The sequence below is a fragment of the Streptomyces sp. NPDC058751 genome (genome assembly GCF_042746485.1).
Lineage (GTDB): Bacteria > Actinomycetota > Actinomycetes > Streptomycetales > Streptomycetaceae > Streptomyces.
On record NZ_JBHYPZ010000004.1, the window covers coordinates 65828 to 79584 of the forward strand.

Genomic DNA, 13757 nt, shown 5'->3' on the forward strand with positions numbered 1-13757 from the left:
CACGGGTCCCGGCCTCACGCGGGCTACCGAAGGGACAACGTGAAACAGCTGCGGATCAGGACACTGGCCGCCGTGTTCGTGGTGGCCGGAGTGCTGTCCTGGGCGGGCGCCCGCCTGTGGAACGCGGTCGGCACACTGCCCCGGGTCCCGCTGGCCGCCCCCATCGTCCTCGCCCTGATCGCGATCGTCCTCCTCGCGACGGGTCTGTCGCTGCGCGCCCGTCTGAAGGCCCAGCGCGAGCGCCGCCCCGGCGCCAAGGGCGTCGATCCGCTGATGGCCGCCCGCGCGGTCGTCTTCGGTCAGGCGAGCGCCCTGGTGGCCGCCCTGGTGGCAGGGATGTACGGCGGCACCGGCGTGTTCCTCCTGGAGTCCCTGGAGGTCCCCGCCCGCCGCGACCAGGCCATCTACGCCGGCTTCTCCGTCCTCGCCGGGTTCGGCGTGATAGCGGCCGCCTTCTTCCTGGAGCGTGTCTGCAAGCTCCCGGAGGACGACGAACACCACGGCGGCACGGCCCCGGTGGCGTAGGAACACGCTCTACCAGTTCTGCCGCGCGAGATGCCCGTTGATCAGGAACCCGTCGTAAGGAGCGAGCCGGAACGCGTAGAGGGTGTAGGGCTTGCTGCCCGCGTCCCGGTATCGCACCTCCTGAACCTGGGCCCACGAGGACTCCCTGAGCTGGACCGGATGCCGCTCGGCCCTGAACGTGCCCCGGTCCGGCCACCTGTCCACCACGACCAGGTGTGACGCCTGCCCATCGGTACATGGAGTGAATCTCGCACCGATCGCCTCGGCCAGTTCGGAGAGAAACGGTCCGTTGGAACTGACCAGCAGGCGTCCGGACCACGTCTTGCTGCGATACCCGTCGCCGTCCGTGTAGCCGTCCAGGAAGCCTTCGAAGGTCACTCGGTCCCGCAGCACCACCCGAGGAAAACGCTGACGCATGTGATGGGCGTCGCCCCCCACGTACTGGCGCATCAGATCGGCCAAGTAGGACGAGACGACACGGACACGGAACCCGGGCACCTCGCGGCGCAGATACCCCGACGGGCGAGTGACGGCTTCGAACCTTGAGTCAAGGCCGGTGGCGCTGGTCAGGCACTGCGCGTACCGGCCGGCGAAGTCCTCGTCGTTGACCACGAGCGACACGTAGTTGGTGCCGACCGTACCGTCCGAGCACGTAGCACCCATCAGGTAGCCGAACTCGTAGCCCGGCTTGACGGTCAGCCGTTCCCGGCAGAGCTTCCTCGCGTGGGTCCAGGCAAGGACCATGCCTTCCACGTCCCTGGCATGGGCCCAGCCGTCCGGTGTACGGAGCAATTGTTCCGGTGCCACGGTGAAAGCCGAGTGATCGGTGACCACGTCGACGACCTTCCGGACCTTGACAGCCGTCACGTGCGTGACTGTCGTCCCGACCGTGCGGTCCCCGTCCAGTGACCACAGGCGGGCTCCGGCTTGAACGTCACGCGCGCGTACGCGGCCGCTCAAGCCGTTCACCGTCTGCCTGCTGGGCAGCCCGTACCCCATCCCGATCCCCCTGCTCAGCGAACGCCTCACTGATCAGGGACCGTATCGGGCAGCACTGACATTCAGGTCAGCGCGCCATTATCAGGCTCATCGCCTCATGACGGGTCGTGGCATCACGAAGCTGGCCGCGTACCGCCGACGTCGTGGTCTTGGCGCCGGGCTTCCGGATGCCCCGCACGGACATGCACATGTGCTCGGCCTCGATGACGACGATCGCCCCGCGCGCCTCCAGAATCCGCATGAGCGAGTCGGCGACCTGCGTGGTCAAACGCTCCTGCACCTGCGGACGACGGGCGAACACCTCGACCAGGCGGGCCAGCTTCGACAAGCCTGTGATCTTGCCGCTCTCCGCCGGGATGTACCCGACGTGAGCGACTCCGTGGAACGGCAGCAAGTGATGCTCGCAGAGACTGACGATTTCGATGTCCTTCACCAGAACCATCTCGTCATGGCCGAGATCGAACGTGGTGGTCAGCACCTCTTCAGGAGCCTGCCTGAGCCCGGCGAGCAGTTCCTTGTACGCCCGCGCGACCCGCGCCGGCGTCTCCCGCAGGCCCTCGCGGTCCGGGTCCTCGCCGACCGCGATCAGGAGTTCCCGTACGGCGTTCTCGGCGCGCTTCTCGTCGAACTCGCCGATCGCGGCCTCGCCGTCCAGCGTCACGGGGTCGGTCATGTGGTCCTCGTTCCTGGGATCCTGCGCGTGCCTCGACGCGTCCAAAAGGTGCGGGCACACGAAAATGCCGCGCCCTCCAGGCTAGAACCTGGGGGGCGCGGCATCCATTCCGGGCCTGGTGAGGCCGCTGGAAGCCGAGCCGGACTCAGCTTTCGGTGCGGTCCTCGGGGGCCGTCTCCGTGGCCGAAACCGACTCCGTCGCCGTGGCGATGGCCGCCGTCGAGCCGTTCGCCCCGTTCGTCAGCGACAGCTCCTTGGGGGAGAGCACCGGCGGGCGGGTGGACGGCGTACGGCGGGAGGAGCCGGTCCACGCGGGGCGGGCCGGGCGCTTGACGATGGGAGCGAAGATCTCGGCGATCTGCTCCTTGCTCAGCGTCTCCTTCTCCAGCAGCTGGAGCACGAGCTGGTCGAGGACGTCGCGGTTCTCGACCAGGATCTCCCAGGCCTCGTTGTGCGCGTTCTCGATGAGCTTCTTGACCTCTTCGTCGACGAGCGCGGCGACCTCTTCCGAGTAGTCGCGCGGGTGCGACATCTCCCGGCCCAGGAAGGGCTCGGTGTTGTCGCCGCCGAACTTGATCGCGCCGAGACGCTCGGTCATGCCGTACTGCGTGACCATCGCGCGAGCGGTGGCCGTGGCCTTCTCGATGTCGTTCGCGGCACCGGTGGTCGGGTCGTGGAAGACGAGCTCCTCGGCCGCGCGGCCGCCCAGCATGTACGCGAGCTGGTCCAGCATCTCGTTGCGCGTGGTGGAGTACTTGTCCTCGTCCGGCAGGACCATCGTGTAGCCGAGGGCACGGCCGCGCGACAGGATCGTGATCTTGTGGACCGGGTCGGAGTTCGGGGAAGCGGCCGCGACCAGGGCGTGTCCGCCCTCGTGGTACGCGGTGATCTTCTTCTCCTTGTCCGACATGATCCGGGTCCGCTTCTGCGGGCCCGCGACCACACGGTCGATCGCCTCGTCCAGCATGCCGTTGTCGATCAGCTTCTGGTTGCTGCGCGCGGTGAGCAGCGCGGCTTCGTTCAGCACGTTCGCCAGGTCGGCACCGGTGAAGCCGGGGGTCCGGCGGGCCACCGCGGACAGGTCGACGTTCGGGGCGACCGGCTTGCCCTTCTGGTGGACCTTGAGGATCTCCAGACGGCCCTGCATGTCCGGGCGGTCGACCGCGATCTGACGGTCGAAGCGGCCGGGGCGCAGGAGGGCCGGGTCGAGGATGTCGGGCCGGTTCGTGGCGGCGATCAGGATGACGCCGCCCTTCACGTCGAAGCCGTCCATCTCGACGAGCAGCTGGTTGAGGGTCTGCTCGCGCTCGTCGTGACCACCGCCGAGGCCGGCGCCGCGGTGACGGCCGACCGCGTCGATCTCGTCGACGAAGACGATCGCCGGGGCGTTCGCCTTGGCCTGCTCGAACAGGTCACGGACCCGGGAGGCACCGACACCGACGAACATCTCGACGAAGTCGGAGCCGGAGATCGAGTAGAACGGGACGCCGGCCTCGCCCGCGACGGCGCGCGCGAGGAGCGTCTTGCCCGTACCGGGAGGCCCGTACAGCAGGACGCCCTTGGGGATCTTCGCGCCGACGGCCTGGAACTTCGCCGGCTCCTGGAGGAACTCCTTGATCTCCTGGAGCTCCTCGACGGCCTCGTCCGAGCCCGCGACGTCCGCGAACGTCGTCTTCGGGGTGTCCTTGGTGATGAGCTTCGCCTTGGACTTCCCGAAGTTCATGACCCGGGAACCGCCGCCCTGCATCTGGTTCATCAGGAACAGGAAGACGACGACGATGAGGACGAAGGGAAGCAGGGACAGCAGGATGCCCACGAAGGGGTTCTGCTTGGACGGCGAGACGGTGTAGCCGTCCGGGATCTGCTTGTTCTGGTACTTGTCCTGCAGGGTGTTGGCCAGGGCCACGCCCTGGTCGCCGATGTAGCTCGCCTGGATCTTCGAGCTGTCCTCGACCTTCTCGCCGTCCTTCAGCGAGACCTTGATGACCTGCTCGTCGCCAGTGGTGATCTTGGCTGACTCGACCTTGTTGTCATTGATCGCCTGGACGACCTGGCCGGTGTCCACCGTCTTGTAGCCGCCGGACGAACCGACGACCTGCATCAACACGACCACGGCAAGGACGGCCAGCACGATCCACATGACCGGCCCACGGAAGTATCGCTTCACGTCCATCCATACGGAGCGGTGCCGCCCCGTCCCTCCTGCCATAGTGAGTTTGATAAAGACTGTTCTTCGGACGGTACCCCAGCATTGTCACCCGAAGCCGCAGGGGACTGCTGGCAATCCCGTCCACGCATGCTCCAACGGCGCGAAACCCGCTGGGGTTCCCGATCGTCCTACAGGGGCTGAGCCGCCCTCAGGAAGAGGGCGCTCAGCCGCCGTAGACGTGAGGCGCGAGCGTACCGACGAACGGGAGGTTGCGGTACTTCTCGGCGTAGTCCAGGCCGTAGCCGATGACGAACTCGTTCGGGATGTCGAAGCCGACCCACTCGACGTCGATCGCGACCTTGGCCGCGTCCGGCTTGCGCAGCAGCGTGCACACCTTGAGCGAGGCGGGCTCGCGGGAGCCGAGGTTGGAGATCAGCCAGGACAGGGTCAGCCCGGAGTCGATGATGTCCTCGACGATCAGGACGTGCTTGCCCTTGATGTCGGTGTCCAGGTCCTTGAGGATCCGCACCACGCCGGAGGACTGGGTGCCCGCGCCGTACGACGACACGGCCATCCAGTCCATGGTGACGGGGGTGGACAGCGCACGCGCGAGGTCCGCCATGACCATCACGGCACCCTTGAGCACTCCGACGATCAGCAGGTCCTTGCCCGCGTACTCCGCGTCGATCTTCGCGGCCAGCTCGGCCAGCTTCGCGTCGATCTCTTCCTTGGTGATGAGCACCGACTTGAGGTCGGTGCCCATGTCTTTCGCGTCCACCCGCATCACTTTCGGTCGTCCGTCCCACTTTTTTGGGCTCGTCACCTACAGGGCGCCATGTAACCGGCGGTGGTCCCCTTCGGCTCGCCCGCGCGGCCGTTCGGACCACCCGCGACCCGAGGGAAGGGGTCCGGGGAACCGCGTGAGCGGCCCCGGCGCAGGGTCCGGTTTCAGCCTTGCCGAATCACCAGTCTGCCACCCTGGCGCTGGGCGACGACTTTGCCCGGGAGATTGATGGCCCCCTGACCGCGCCATCCGGTGATCAGCCGGTCGATCTCCTCGATGTGCCGGGCGAACAGCGACCCCGCCGGAGCGCCCGCCTCGATGGCCGCGCGGCGCAGGATCCGGCGGCGCACGGCGGGCGGCAGGACGTAGAGCTTGGCGCACTCCAGGAGGCCGGCCGCGTCGCGCACGGACGCCTCGGCCTGACTGGCCCACGCGTCGAGGGCGTCGGCGTCGTCCCGGGAGAGCTGCGCCGTCCGGGCGAGGGCCTCGACCACGCCTTTGCCGAGGGCCTTCTCGAGGGCGGGCAGACCCTCGTGGCGGAGCCGGGAGCGGGTGTAGGCCGGATCGGCGTTGTGCGGGTCGTCCCAGACGGGCAGCGACTGGACCATGCACGCCTTGCGGGCGGTCTGCCGGTCCAGGTGCAGGAAGGGACGGCGGTAACGGCCGTCGGCCCCCGAGACCGCGGCCATGCCGGACAGGGAGCGGATGCCGGAGCCGCGGGCGAGGCCGAGCAGGACCGTCTCGGCCTGGTCGTCGCGGGTGTGGCCGAGGAGGATCGCGGCGGCGCCGTGGCGCTCGGCGGCGGAGTCCAGGGCGGCGTACCGGGCGTCACGGGCGGCGGCCTCGGGGCCGCCGTCGCGGCCGACGGTGACGGCGATCGACTCGGCCGGGGTGAGCCCGAGTTCGGTGAGGCGCAGCACGACTTCGTCGGCGCGCAGCTCGGAGCCGGGCTGCAGACCGTGGTCGACGGTGATGCCACCGGCGCGGATGCCGAGTTTGGGGGCTTCGAAGGCGAGGGCGGAGGCGAGCGCCATGGAGTCGGCACCGCCTGAGCAGGCGACGAGCACGAGCGGTCCCGGGGGGACGTCCTCGCCCGGCCGGGGTGGGGAGCTCGCGCGGGTCAGGTCGTGCGGGGCCCGCGCGGGCGCGGCGGTGCCACGCCGTGTTCCGGGAGCGGGGACGCGTTCCGCGTCGGGCGCGCAGGGGCGCGCGGCACCGTGTGCGGGCGTGCGCGGGGTGTCGTGTGCGGGCGGTTGTTCGGCCAGGATGTCGTGGAGTACGCGGCGGACCGCCAGGCGTATCGCCGCGACCGCAGGATGGGGACCCATGTCCGGTTCCCTTCATGAAGTTTTCGGGGGGTTAGCCCGGGGATCTGTCACTCAGAGTGTGTCGATGGTGACAGAACCGGGGCGTTCCCCGAGCATTGCACGCCTACCCATGCTCCACGGTCCCTCGGACGGGTGATAGCAGGAGCGTTTGCCTGCCGTCGGCCGGATTCGTTTCACGACCGTTCCGCCGGGTTCACGACTCCGCCTTCCGGTGCACCCGCGCGACCCAGTCCGCCGGTTTGGCGATCTCCGCCTTGGTCGGGAGCGTGTTCGGCGAGGTCCACACCCGGTTGAAGCCGTCCGTGCCGACCTCGTCGACGACGGCCCGCACGAACCGCTCGCCGTCCCTGTACTGCCTGAGCTTGGCGTCCAGGCCGAGCAGTTTGCGCAGGGCCATGTCGAGGCGGGAGGCGCCCTTGGCGCGGCGCTGCTGGAACTTCTCGCGGATCTCGGCGACGGAGGGGACCACGGCGGGTCCGACGCCGTCCATCACGAAGTCGGCGTGCCCTTCCAGGAGGGACATCACGGCGGTGAGCCGGCCGAGGATCTCGCGCTGGGCGGGCGTCTGCACGATTTCCACGAGGGAACGTCCGCCGTCGTCCTCCTCGCTGTCGGGGCGGGAGCCCGAGAGCGACTGCGCGGCCTCCCTGATGCGCTCCAGGACGGTCATGGGGTCGACCTCGGTCTCCGCCAAGAACGACTGGATTTCGCCCTCCAGGTGGTCGCGCAGCCAGGGCACGGCCGAGAACTGGGTGCGGTGGGTCTCCTCGTGGAGGCACACCCACAGGCGGAAGTCGTGGGGCTGGACGTCGAGTTCGCGCTCGACGTGCACGATGTTCGGGGCGACCAGCAGGAGTCTGCCGCCGCTGCTTCCCGAGGCGGTCGGCGCCCCCGCGGGCAGGTCCCTGGTCGCGGGCGCGAACGTCTCGTACTGCCCGAGGACCCGCGACGCCAGGAACGACAGCAGCATGCCCAGTTCGACACCGGTGACCTTGCCGCCGACGGCTCCGAGGACGGCTCCGCCCGGGGTGCTGCCGCGCCGTTCCTGCATCTTGTCCAGCAGGGGCTTGAGGATCTCCCGGAACCCGGCGACGTTCGCCCGGACCCAGCCGGGGCGGTCGACGACGAGGACGGGGGTGTCGTGGACGACGTCCGCACCCATGCGGGTGAAGCTCCGGACGTGTTCCTCCGACGCCTTCGCGTGCCGACGCAGTTCGGCGACGATGGCCCGGGCCTCGTCGCGGCTCACCTCCGGGCCGGGCCGTACGAGCCGGGTCGCGGTCGCCACCGCGAGGTTCCAGTCGACCATCCCAGGAGATGCGGCACCGCCGATGCTCGTCATGCGTCAACCGTACGTGAGCGGGTCCGGCTGCGGTGAGGGTCCGACGCCGCGTGCCTTCCGGCCGGGGGACAGGTGGTGCTCCTGGTTCCCCCGGGCCGGGAGTGACGGGTTCCGGGCCGGCGGGGACTACCGGCAGCCGCACGCCGCCAGGGCCGTCGCCGCGTGGTCCAGCGCCGCCCGGGCCTCCTCGGGGTTCGGGGGATCGGCGGCGTCGGAGGTCAGGAAGGCGAAGGCCAGCAGGCGGCCGTCCTTGTCGACGACGGTGCCGGCCAGGGTGTTGACCCCCGTCAGGCTGCCCGTCTTCGCGCGGACGACCCCGGTGGCGGTGGGGGCGTCGGCGTACCGGCCGCTGAGGGTGCCGGTGAAGCCGGCGACGGGCAGACCCGTGAGGACCGGACGGAGTTCGGGGTGGGCCGGGTCACCGGCCTTGGCCAGCAGGGCGGCGAGCAGGTCGGCGGAGAGCCGGTCGGCGCGGTTCAGGCCGCTGCCGTCCGCCAACCGCGCACCGTCCAGCGGGAGTCCGAGCTTCCTGAGCTGGGCGTGCATCGCCTTCGTGTCGCCGTCGAAGCTGGCCTCCTCGCCGGACGCGAGCGCGACCTGACGGGCCAGGGCCTCGGCGATGTCGTTGTCGCTGTTGGTCAGCATCCGCTCGACCAGGGTGGACAGCGGCGGCGAGGAGACGGAGGCGAGGGCCTGGGAACGGTTCGTCGCCTTCGAGGGACCGGGCGCCGTCGCGGTGACGCCGTGGTCGTGCAGCAGGTCCGCGAACTTCCGCGCGGCGTCCGCGGCCGGGTCCGCGGAGCGCCCGGCAGGCCCGCTGGTCGAGCGGTCCAGGCGGCCCTCGTCGGTCATCAGCGGGGTGACCTTCGCGATGTTGTCGTTGACCCCGATGGGGTGAAGGGCGGGGCCGGAGTACAGGGAGGTGTCGTAGGAGAGCGTCACGTGGTCCATGTGACGGGCCTTCAGGGCGGTGGCCGTCTTCTCGGCGAGCGTGCCCAGGTCGGCCCAGCCGTCCGCGGGCTTGCGGGCGGTCAGCGTGGGGTCGCCGCCGCCGACGAGCACGACCTCCTCGGTGTCGGGCTCCAGGACCGTACGCGTCCGGATGCGGTGGTCGGGACCGAGGGCCGCGAGGGCGGCGACCCCGGTCGCGATCTTCGTGGTGGAGGCGGGCGTCTGGACCTGCTCGGCACCCTTGCCGTAGAGCCGCTCGCCGGTGGCCACGTCGACCACGACGGCGGTGCGCACCGAGCCGAGGACGGGGTCGGCCAGCAGCGGGTCGAGGATGTTCGCGAGGGCCTTGCCGGCGGGCGCGGGCACGGTGCTCGCCCGGCCGCCGAGCCCGGGGAGCACGGATGCGGCGCTGGGGGCGGGACGGGGTGACGTCCGGCGCCCGGCGGACGCGCGCGCGTGATGTGTGCCACCCTCGGGCGTCCGCGATGCGGCCCAGTCGCGCTCGGCCGTACGCTGGCCGGTGGAGTCCCAGGGACCGGCCGCTGTCGCCGCCCCGGCCGCGAGCACCAGGCCGACGGTGGCCGCGACGGCCGTGAGCTGCGGTGTCGTCAGTCGCACGGCACGCGGCCGCACCGCTCGGGTGACCCGCGTCACATGCGGTCCCACCATCCGCGCGACCCGCACCACATGCGGTCTCGCGGCCCGCCAAGCTCTCAGCTCTGGCACGACCACCAGCCCCTTTCGCGATCACCCACCTGCGTGAGGGACACTTAATCACCAGAAGTATCTGCTGATCATGGAGGAGCCACCGGTGGAGTTCGACGTCACGATCGAGATTCCGAAGGGTTCACGGAACAAGTACGAGGTGGACCACGAGACCGGTCGGATCCGTCTGGACCGTCGACTCTTCACCTCGACCAGCTACCCGGCCGACTACGGCTTCGTCGAGAACACCCTCGGCGAGGACGGCGACCCGCTGGACGCCCTGGTCATCCTGGACGAGCCGACCTTCCCGGGCTGCCTCATCCAGTGCCGCGCGATCGGCATGTTCCGCATGACGGACGAGGCCGGCGGCGACGACAAGCTGCTGTGCGTCCCGGCGCACGACCCGCGCGTGGAGCACCTGCGTGACATCCACCACGTGTCGGAGTTCGACCGCCTGGAGATCCAGCACTTCTTCGAGGTCTACAAGGACCTGGAGCCGGGCAAGTCCGTCGAGGGCGCCGACTGGGTCGGCCGCGCGGACGCCGAGGCCGAGATCGAGCGTTCGTACAAGCGCTTCAAGGACCAGGGCGGTCACTGACCCCCCGCGGGCGGCCGCCGGCCTCCCGCTCCTCTTCCGAACGGGCCGCGTGATCCCCCCGGGGGCCACGCGGCCCGTTCGTGTGTCCGTACGCATACTGAGGCATACGGAAGGCAAGAAGGAGAACGGCACGGACGGGAAAGGCGAGGCTGGAGTTGGTGGCGGACCCGGAAGCGGAAGACCGCGAACCGCGCTCGGACAAGGCGAGGAGCGCCTTCGGCCCGCCCACGGGCGTGACCCCGCCGGATCCTGCGGCGGCCGACGACGAGTCGTCGACGACGTCGGAGTTCGCGCTGCCCGAGGGCCTCGACGCACCGCGGCCCGCCGGGCCGGAACAGGAGGGCTCGGCGTTCGGCACGCCGCGCACCTACAGCGCCCGGAACGCGCCTCCCGCCTTCACGCCCGCGACCGGCGTTCCCCTGGTCAGCCTGACCAAGGACGCGCCGTGGCAGGACCGCATGCGCACGATGCTGCGCATGCCGGTGGCCGAGCGGCCCGCGCCCGAGCCCGTGCACAAGGAGGACGAGCCGGGGCCCGCCGTCCCGCGCGTCCTCGACCTGACCCTGCGCATCGGCGAGCTGCTCCTCGCCGGCGGCGAGGGTGCCGAGGACGTGGAGACGGCGATGTTCGCCGTCTGCCGCTCCTACGGTCTCGACCGCTGCGAGCCGAACGTCACCTTCACCCTGCTGTCGATCTCGCACCAGCCGTCCCTGGTGGACGACCCGGTCACGGCGTCACGGACGGTGCGCCGCCGGGGCACCGACTACACGCGCCTGGCGGCCGTCTACCGGCTCGTCGACGACCTGAGCGACCCGGACACCGCCATCCACCTGGAAGAGGCGTACAGGCGGCTCGCGGAGATACGGCGCAACCGGCACCCGTACCCCGGCTGGGCGCTGACCGCCTCCGGCGGGCTGCTGGCCGGCGCGGCCTCGGTGCTCGTCGGCGGTGACGCGGTCGTGTTCGTCGCCGCCGCGCTCGGCGCGATGCTCGGCGACCGGCTCGCCTGGCTGTGCGCGGGACGCGGGCTGCCGGAGTTCTACCAGTTCACGGCGGCCGCGATGCCGCCCGCCGCGATAGGGGTCGCGCTCACGGTGGCGCACGTCGACGTGAAGGCGTCCGCCGTGATCACCGGTGGGCTCTTCGCGCTGCTGCCGGGGCGGGCGCTCGTCGCCGGGGTGCAGGACGGCCTGACCGGCTTCTACATCACCGCGTCCGCGCGACTGCTCGAAGTCATGTACCTCTTCGTGGGCATCGTCGTCGGCGTCCTGGTGGTGCTCTACTTCGGCGTGAAACTGGGCGCCCAGCTCGACCCGGACGCGGCGCTGAACATCTCCGAGCGGCCGCTGCTCCAGATCGCCGCGGCGATGGCGCTGTCGCTCACCTTCGCGGTCCTGCTCCAGCAGGAACGCTCCACCGTGCTCGCCGTGACCCTCAACGGAGGCGTGGCCTGGTCGGTGTACGGGGCGATGCACTACGCGGGCGGGATATCGCCGGTGGCCTCCACGGCCGTCGCCGCGGGCCTGGTGGGCCTCTTCGGGCAACTGCTCTCGCGCTACCGGTTCGCTTCCGCGCTGCCCTACACGACGGCCGCGATCGGGCCCCTGCTGCCCGGTTCGGCGACCTACTTCGGGCTGCTCTCGATCGCCCAGAACAACGTCGACAAGGGGCTGGTGTCGCTCACCAAGGCCGCGGCCCTCGCCATGGCCATCGCGATCGGCGTGAACCTGGGCTCGGAGATCTCGCGGCTGTTCCTGCGCCTGCCGGGCGGCTCCGCCGGCGAGCGGCGGGCCGCCAAACGGACCCGCGGGTTCTGAGCCCGGCCCGCCCGGGCCCGGCCCAACGGGCCGGACGGGGCGGACCGGGCTCAGGTGGACCGGTCGGGCGTCTCAGTTCTGCGCGGGACCCTGGCCGTACGGGTACTGCTCGGAGCCGTACTGGCGCCGGGGGTGGTCCTGGGGCTGCTGGGCCTGGCCCTGGTCGTAGCCCTGCTGGTACCCCTGGTCGTACTGCTGCTGGTCGTAGCCGTAGCCCTGGTCCGCGCCGTACGGCTGCTGGTACTGCTGCTGCGGCTGGTTCTGGTGCTGCGGCTGGTGCTGCTGGTTCTGGTGCTGAGGCCGGGGCTGCTGGTACTGCTGCTGGGCCGGGTACGCGTCGCCCTGACGGCCGTAGCCCTGGCCCTGGTTCCCGTACGCCCCGCCGTGCCCCTGGTCGCCGTACGCCCCGCCCTGGCCCTGGTTCCCGTACGACTGGTCCTGGCCCTGGTTCCCGTACGGCCGGTCCTGGCCCTGACGGCCGTACGACTGGCCGTGGCCCTGGTCGCCGTAGGGCCGGCCGTGGCCCTGGCCGCCGTACGACGGGTCCTGGCCCTCGCGGATCGGCGGCACGCGCAGCGGCCTGGTCGCGTCGTCCATGACGGGTGCGGCGGGGCGGGTGCGGGCGGCCTCGGACGGGACCTGGAAGGGATCCGGGAAGTCCTGGAAGTCCTGGGACTCCGGGAAGTCCTGGGAGTCCTCCTCCGCCTGCGGCGGGTTCTTCTTGGCCTGGGAGCGGGCGCGCAGGAACTCGATGATGATCGGGACCACCGAGACGAGCACGATCAGGATCAGGATCAGCTCGATGTGCTTGTTGACGAACTCGATCTTGCCGAGCCAGGAGCCGAGCAGCGTGACGCCCGCGCCCCACAGGATGCCGCCGATGATGTTGAAGGTGAGGAAGGGGCGGTACCTCATGCCGCTGACGCCCGCGATGATCGGCGTGAACGTGCGCACGATGGGCACGAAGCGGGCCAGCACCAGCGACTTGGGGCCGTACTTCTCGAAGAACTCGTGCGCCTTGACCACGTTCTCCTGCTTGAACAGGCGGGAGTCCGGGCGGGTGAAGAGCGAGGGTCCGACCTTCTTGCCGAAGAGATAACCCGCCTGGTCGCCGAGGATCGCGGCGAGGCAGATCAGCACGATCGCCCCCCACAGCGGGAAGTCCATGGCGTCCGTGGCGATCAGCAGACCGCAGGTGAACAGCAGCGAGTCACCCGGCAGGAAGAAGCCGATGAGCAGGCCGGACTCGGCGAAGACGATGAGCAGCAGGCCCCAGATGCCGAAATTGTCCAGGAGCGTGTTCGGATCCAGCCAGCTGGGACCTAGGGCGAGCGTCATCACGGGTCCGGGCTCCTGAGGGGTGAAGGGAGGTTCGGCGTTCCTGTACGGCCGACCAAAGCTATCAACGCAATGGGTCAACGCCAGGTTCCACCCGTCACTCCAGGATGCACTGTGCGACGACCGGGACAAAGCTGTGGGCCATGGGCATCGATGAATACGGCGGCGGCCAGGGTCCCCACGCGGACGTCCTGGTCGTGACGACGAACGACGTTCCCGGCCATCGCGTCGAGCAGGTCATCGGCGAGGTCTTCGGCCTCACGGTCCGCTCACGGCATCTGGGCAGCCAGATCGGCGCGGGCCTGAAGTCGATGATCGGCGGCGAGCTCAAGGGGCTCACCAAGACGCTGGTGGAGACCCGCAACCAGGCCATGGAGCGGCTCGTGGACCAGGCACGCGCGCGTGGCGCCAACGGCGTCCTCATGTTCCGCTTCGACGTGTCGGAGGCGGCGGACGTGGGCACGGAGGTGTGCGCCTACGGCACGGCCGTGGTCCTGGTGAAGGAGTAGGCCCCATTCGCGGGGGCGGTGACCCGCACCGGGCGGGGC

The 13757-nt window shown here is 70.3% G+C and carries 12 protein-coding genes; 4 read left to right on the forward strand and 8 right to left on the reverse strand.

Annotation, left to right across the window (positions count from 1 at the left end):
- The first annotated feature begins 39 nt into the window (after window positions 1-39).
- Entirely contained in the window at window positions 40-525 is a 486-nt protein-coding gene (locus tag ACFW6B_RS05545; RefSeq protein ID WP_386592307.1) for a DUF3180 domain-containing protein, read from the forward strand.
- A gap of 9 nt (window positions 526-534) precedes the next feature.
- Here ACFW6B_RS05545 and ACFW6B_RS05550 read toward each other — a convergent pair whose 3' ends face one another.
- From ACFW6B_RS05550 to dacB, 7 genes are all read right to left on the reverse strand, one after another.
- Window positions 535-1392, reverse strand: coding sequence for a hypothetical protein (locus ACFW6B_RS05550; protein ID WP_386592310.1), 858 nt, complete (start codon window positions 1390-1392; stop codon window positions 535-537).
- A 199-nt stretch (window positions 1393-1591) separates the two neighbouring features.
- Window positions 1592-2197 carry a GTP cyclohydrolase I FolE gene (gene folE, locus ACFW6B_RS05555; protein WP_386592312.1) on the reverse strand — a complete coding sequence of 202 codons (606 nt, stop codon included), beginning with the start codon at window positions 2195-2197 and terminating at the stop codon, window positions 1592-1594.
- A 145-nt stretch (window positions 2198-2342) separates the two neighbouring features.
- A complete protein-coding gene (gene ftsH, locus ACFW6B_RS05560; RefSeq protein ID WP_386592697.1) occupies window positions 2343-4370 on the reverse strand; it encodes an ATP-dependent zinc metalloprotease FtsH in 2028 nt (675 codons plus the stop codon).
- 199 nt (window positions 4371-4569) lie between these two features.
- A complete protein-coding gene (gene hpt, locus ACFW6B_RS05565) occupies window positions 4570-5130 on the reverse strand; it encodes a hypoxanthine phosphoribosyltransferase (protein WP_037625953.1) in 561 nt (186 codons plus the stop codon).
- 164 nt (window positions 5131-5294) lie between these two features.
- The gene (tilS, locus tag ACFW6B_RS05570; RefSeq protein ID WP_386592314.1) at window positions 5295-6458 is read right to left on the reverse strand and encodes a tRNA lysidine(34) synthetase TilS; all 1164 of its coding nucleotides are present in this window, start codon (window positions 6456-6458) and stop codon (window positions 5295-5297) included.
- 193 nt (window positions 6459-6651) lie between these two features.
- On the reverse strand, window positions 6652-7800 hold the full coding sequence (locus ACFW6B_RS05575) for a zinc-dependent metalloprotease (protein ID WP_386592316.1): 1149 nt from the start codon (window positions 7798-7800) through the stop codon (window positions 6652-6654).
- A gap of 126 nt (window positions 7801-7926) precedes the next feature.
- Window positions 7927-9483, reverse strand: a complete 1557-nt coding sequence (gene dacB / locus ACFW6B_RS05580; RefSeq protein WP_386592318.1) for a D-alanyl-D-alanine carboxypeptidase/D-alanyl-D-alanine-endopeptidase — start codon at window positions 9481-9483, stop codon at window positions 7927-7929.
- A 79-nt stretch (window positions 9484-9562) separates the two neighbouring features.
- Between dacB and ACFW6B_RS05585 the strand changes: the two genes are divergently transcribed.
- Both ACFW6B_RS05585 and ACFW6B_RS05590 read left to right on the forward strand, forming a co-directional pair.
- Entirely contained in the window at window positions 9563-10054 is a 492-nt protein-coding gene (locus ACFW6B_RS05585) for an inorganic diphosphatase (protein ID WP_037625961.1), read from the forward strand.
- A gap of 158 nt (window positions 10055-10212) precedes the next feature.
- Window positions 10213-11871 (forward strand): threonine/serine exporter ThrE family protein, encoded by a 1659-nt coding sequence (locus ACFW6B_RS05590; RefSeq protein ID WP_386592320.1) that lies wholly within the window; start codon window positions 10213-10215, stop codon window positions 11869-11871.
- A 72-nt stretch (window positions 11872-11943) separates the two neighbouring features.
- On the opposite strand, the gene ACFW6B_RS05595 is transcribed toward ACFW6B_RS05590, so the two are convergent.
- Window positions 11944-13212 carry a VTT domain-containing protein gene (locus ACFW6B_RS05595; protein WP_386592322.1) on the reverse strand — a complete coding sequence of 423 codons (1269 nt, stop codon included), beginning with the start codon at window positions 13210-13212 and terminating at the stop codon, window positions 11944-11946.
- A gap of 140 nt (window positions 13213-13352) precedes the next feature.
- On the opposite strand from ACFW6B_RS05595, the gene ACFW6B_RS05600 reads away from it, so the two are divergent.
- Window positions 13353-13718: a YbjQ family protein gene (locus ACFW6B_RS05600; RefSeq protein WP_151472542.1), complete on the forward strand. Its 366-nt coding sequence runs from the start codon at window positions 13353-13355 to the stop codon at window positions 13716-13718.
- Window positions 13719-13757: the final 39 nt, after the last annotated feature.

Excerpts from the sequence above, each read along its gene's own strand:
- folE (WP_386592312.1), bottom strand. The coding sequence starts at position 2,197 with ATGACCGACCCCGTGACGCTGGACGGCGAGGCCGCGATCGGCGAGTTC.
- ACFW6B_RS05600 (WP_151472542.1), top strand. The coding sequence starts at position 13,353 with ATGGGCATCGATGAATACGGCGGCGGCCAGGGTCCCCACGCGGACGTC.
- tilS (WP_386592314.1), bottom strand. The coding sequence starts at position 6,458 with ATGGGTCCCCATCCTGCGGTCGCGGCGATACGCCTGGCGGTCCGCCGC.
- hpt (WP_037625953.1), bottom strand. The coding sequence starts at position 5,130 with ATGCGGGTGGACGCGAAAGACATGGGCACCGACCTCAAGTCGGTGCTC.
- ACFW6B_RS05575 (WP_386592316.1), bottom strand. The coding sequence starts at position 7,800 with ATGACGAGCATCGGCGGTGCCGCATCTCCTGGGATGGTCGACTGGAAC.
- ftsH (WP_386592697.1), bottom strand. The coding sequence starts at position 4,370 with ATGGACGTGAAGCGATACTTCCGTGGGCCGGTCATGTGGATCGTGCTG.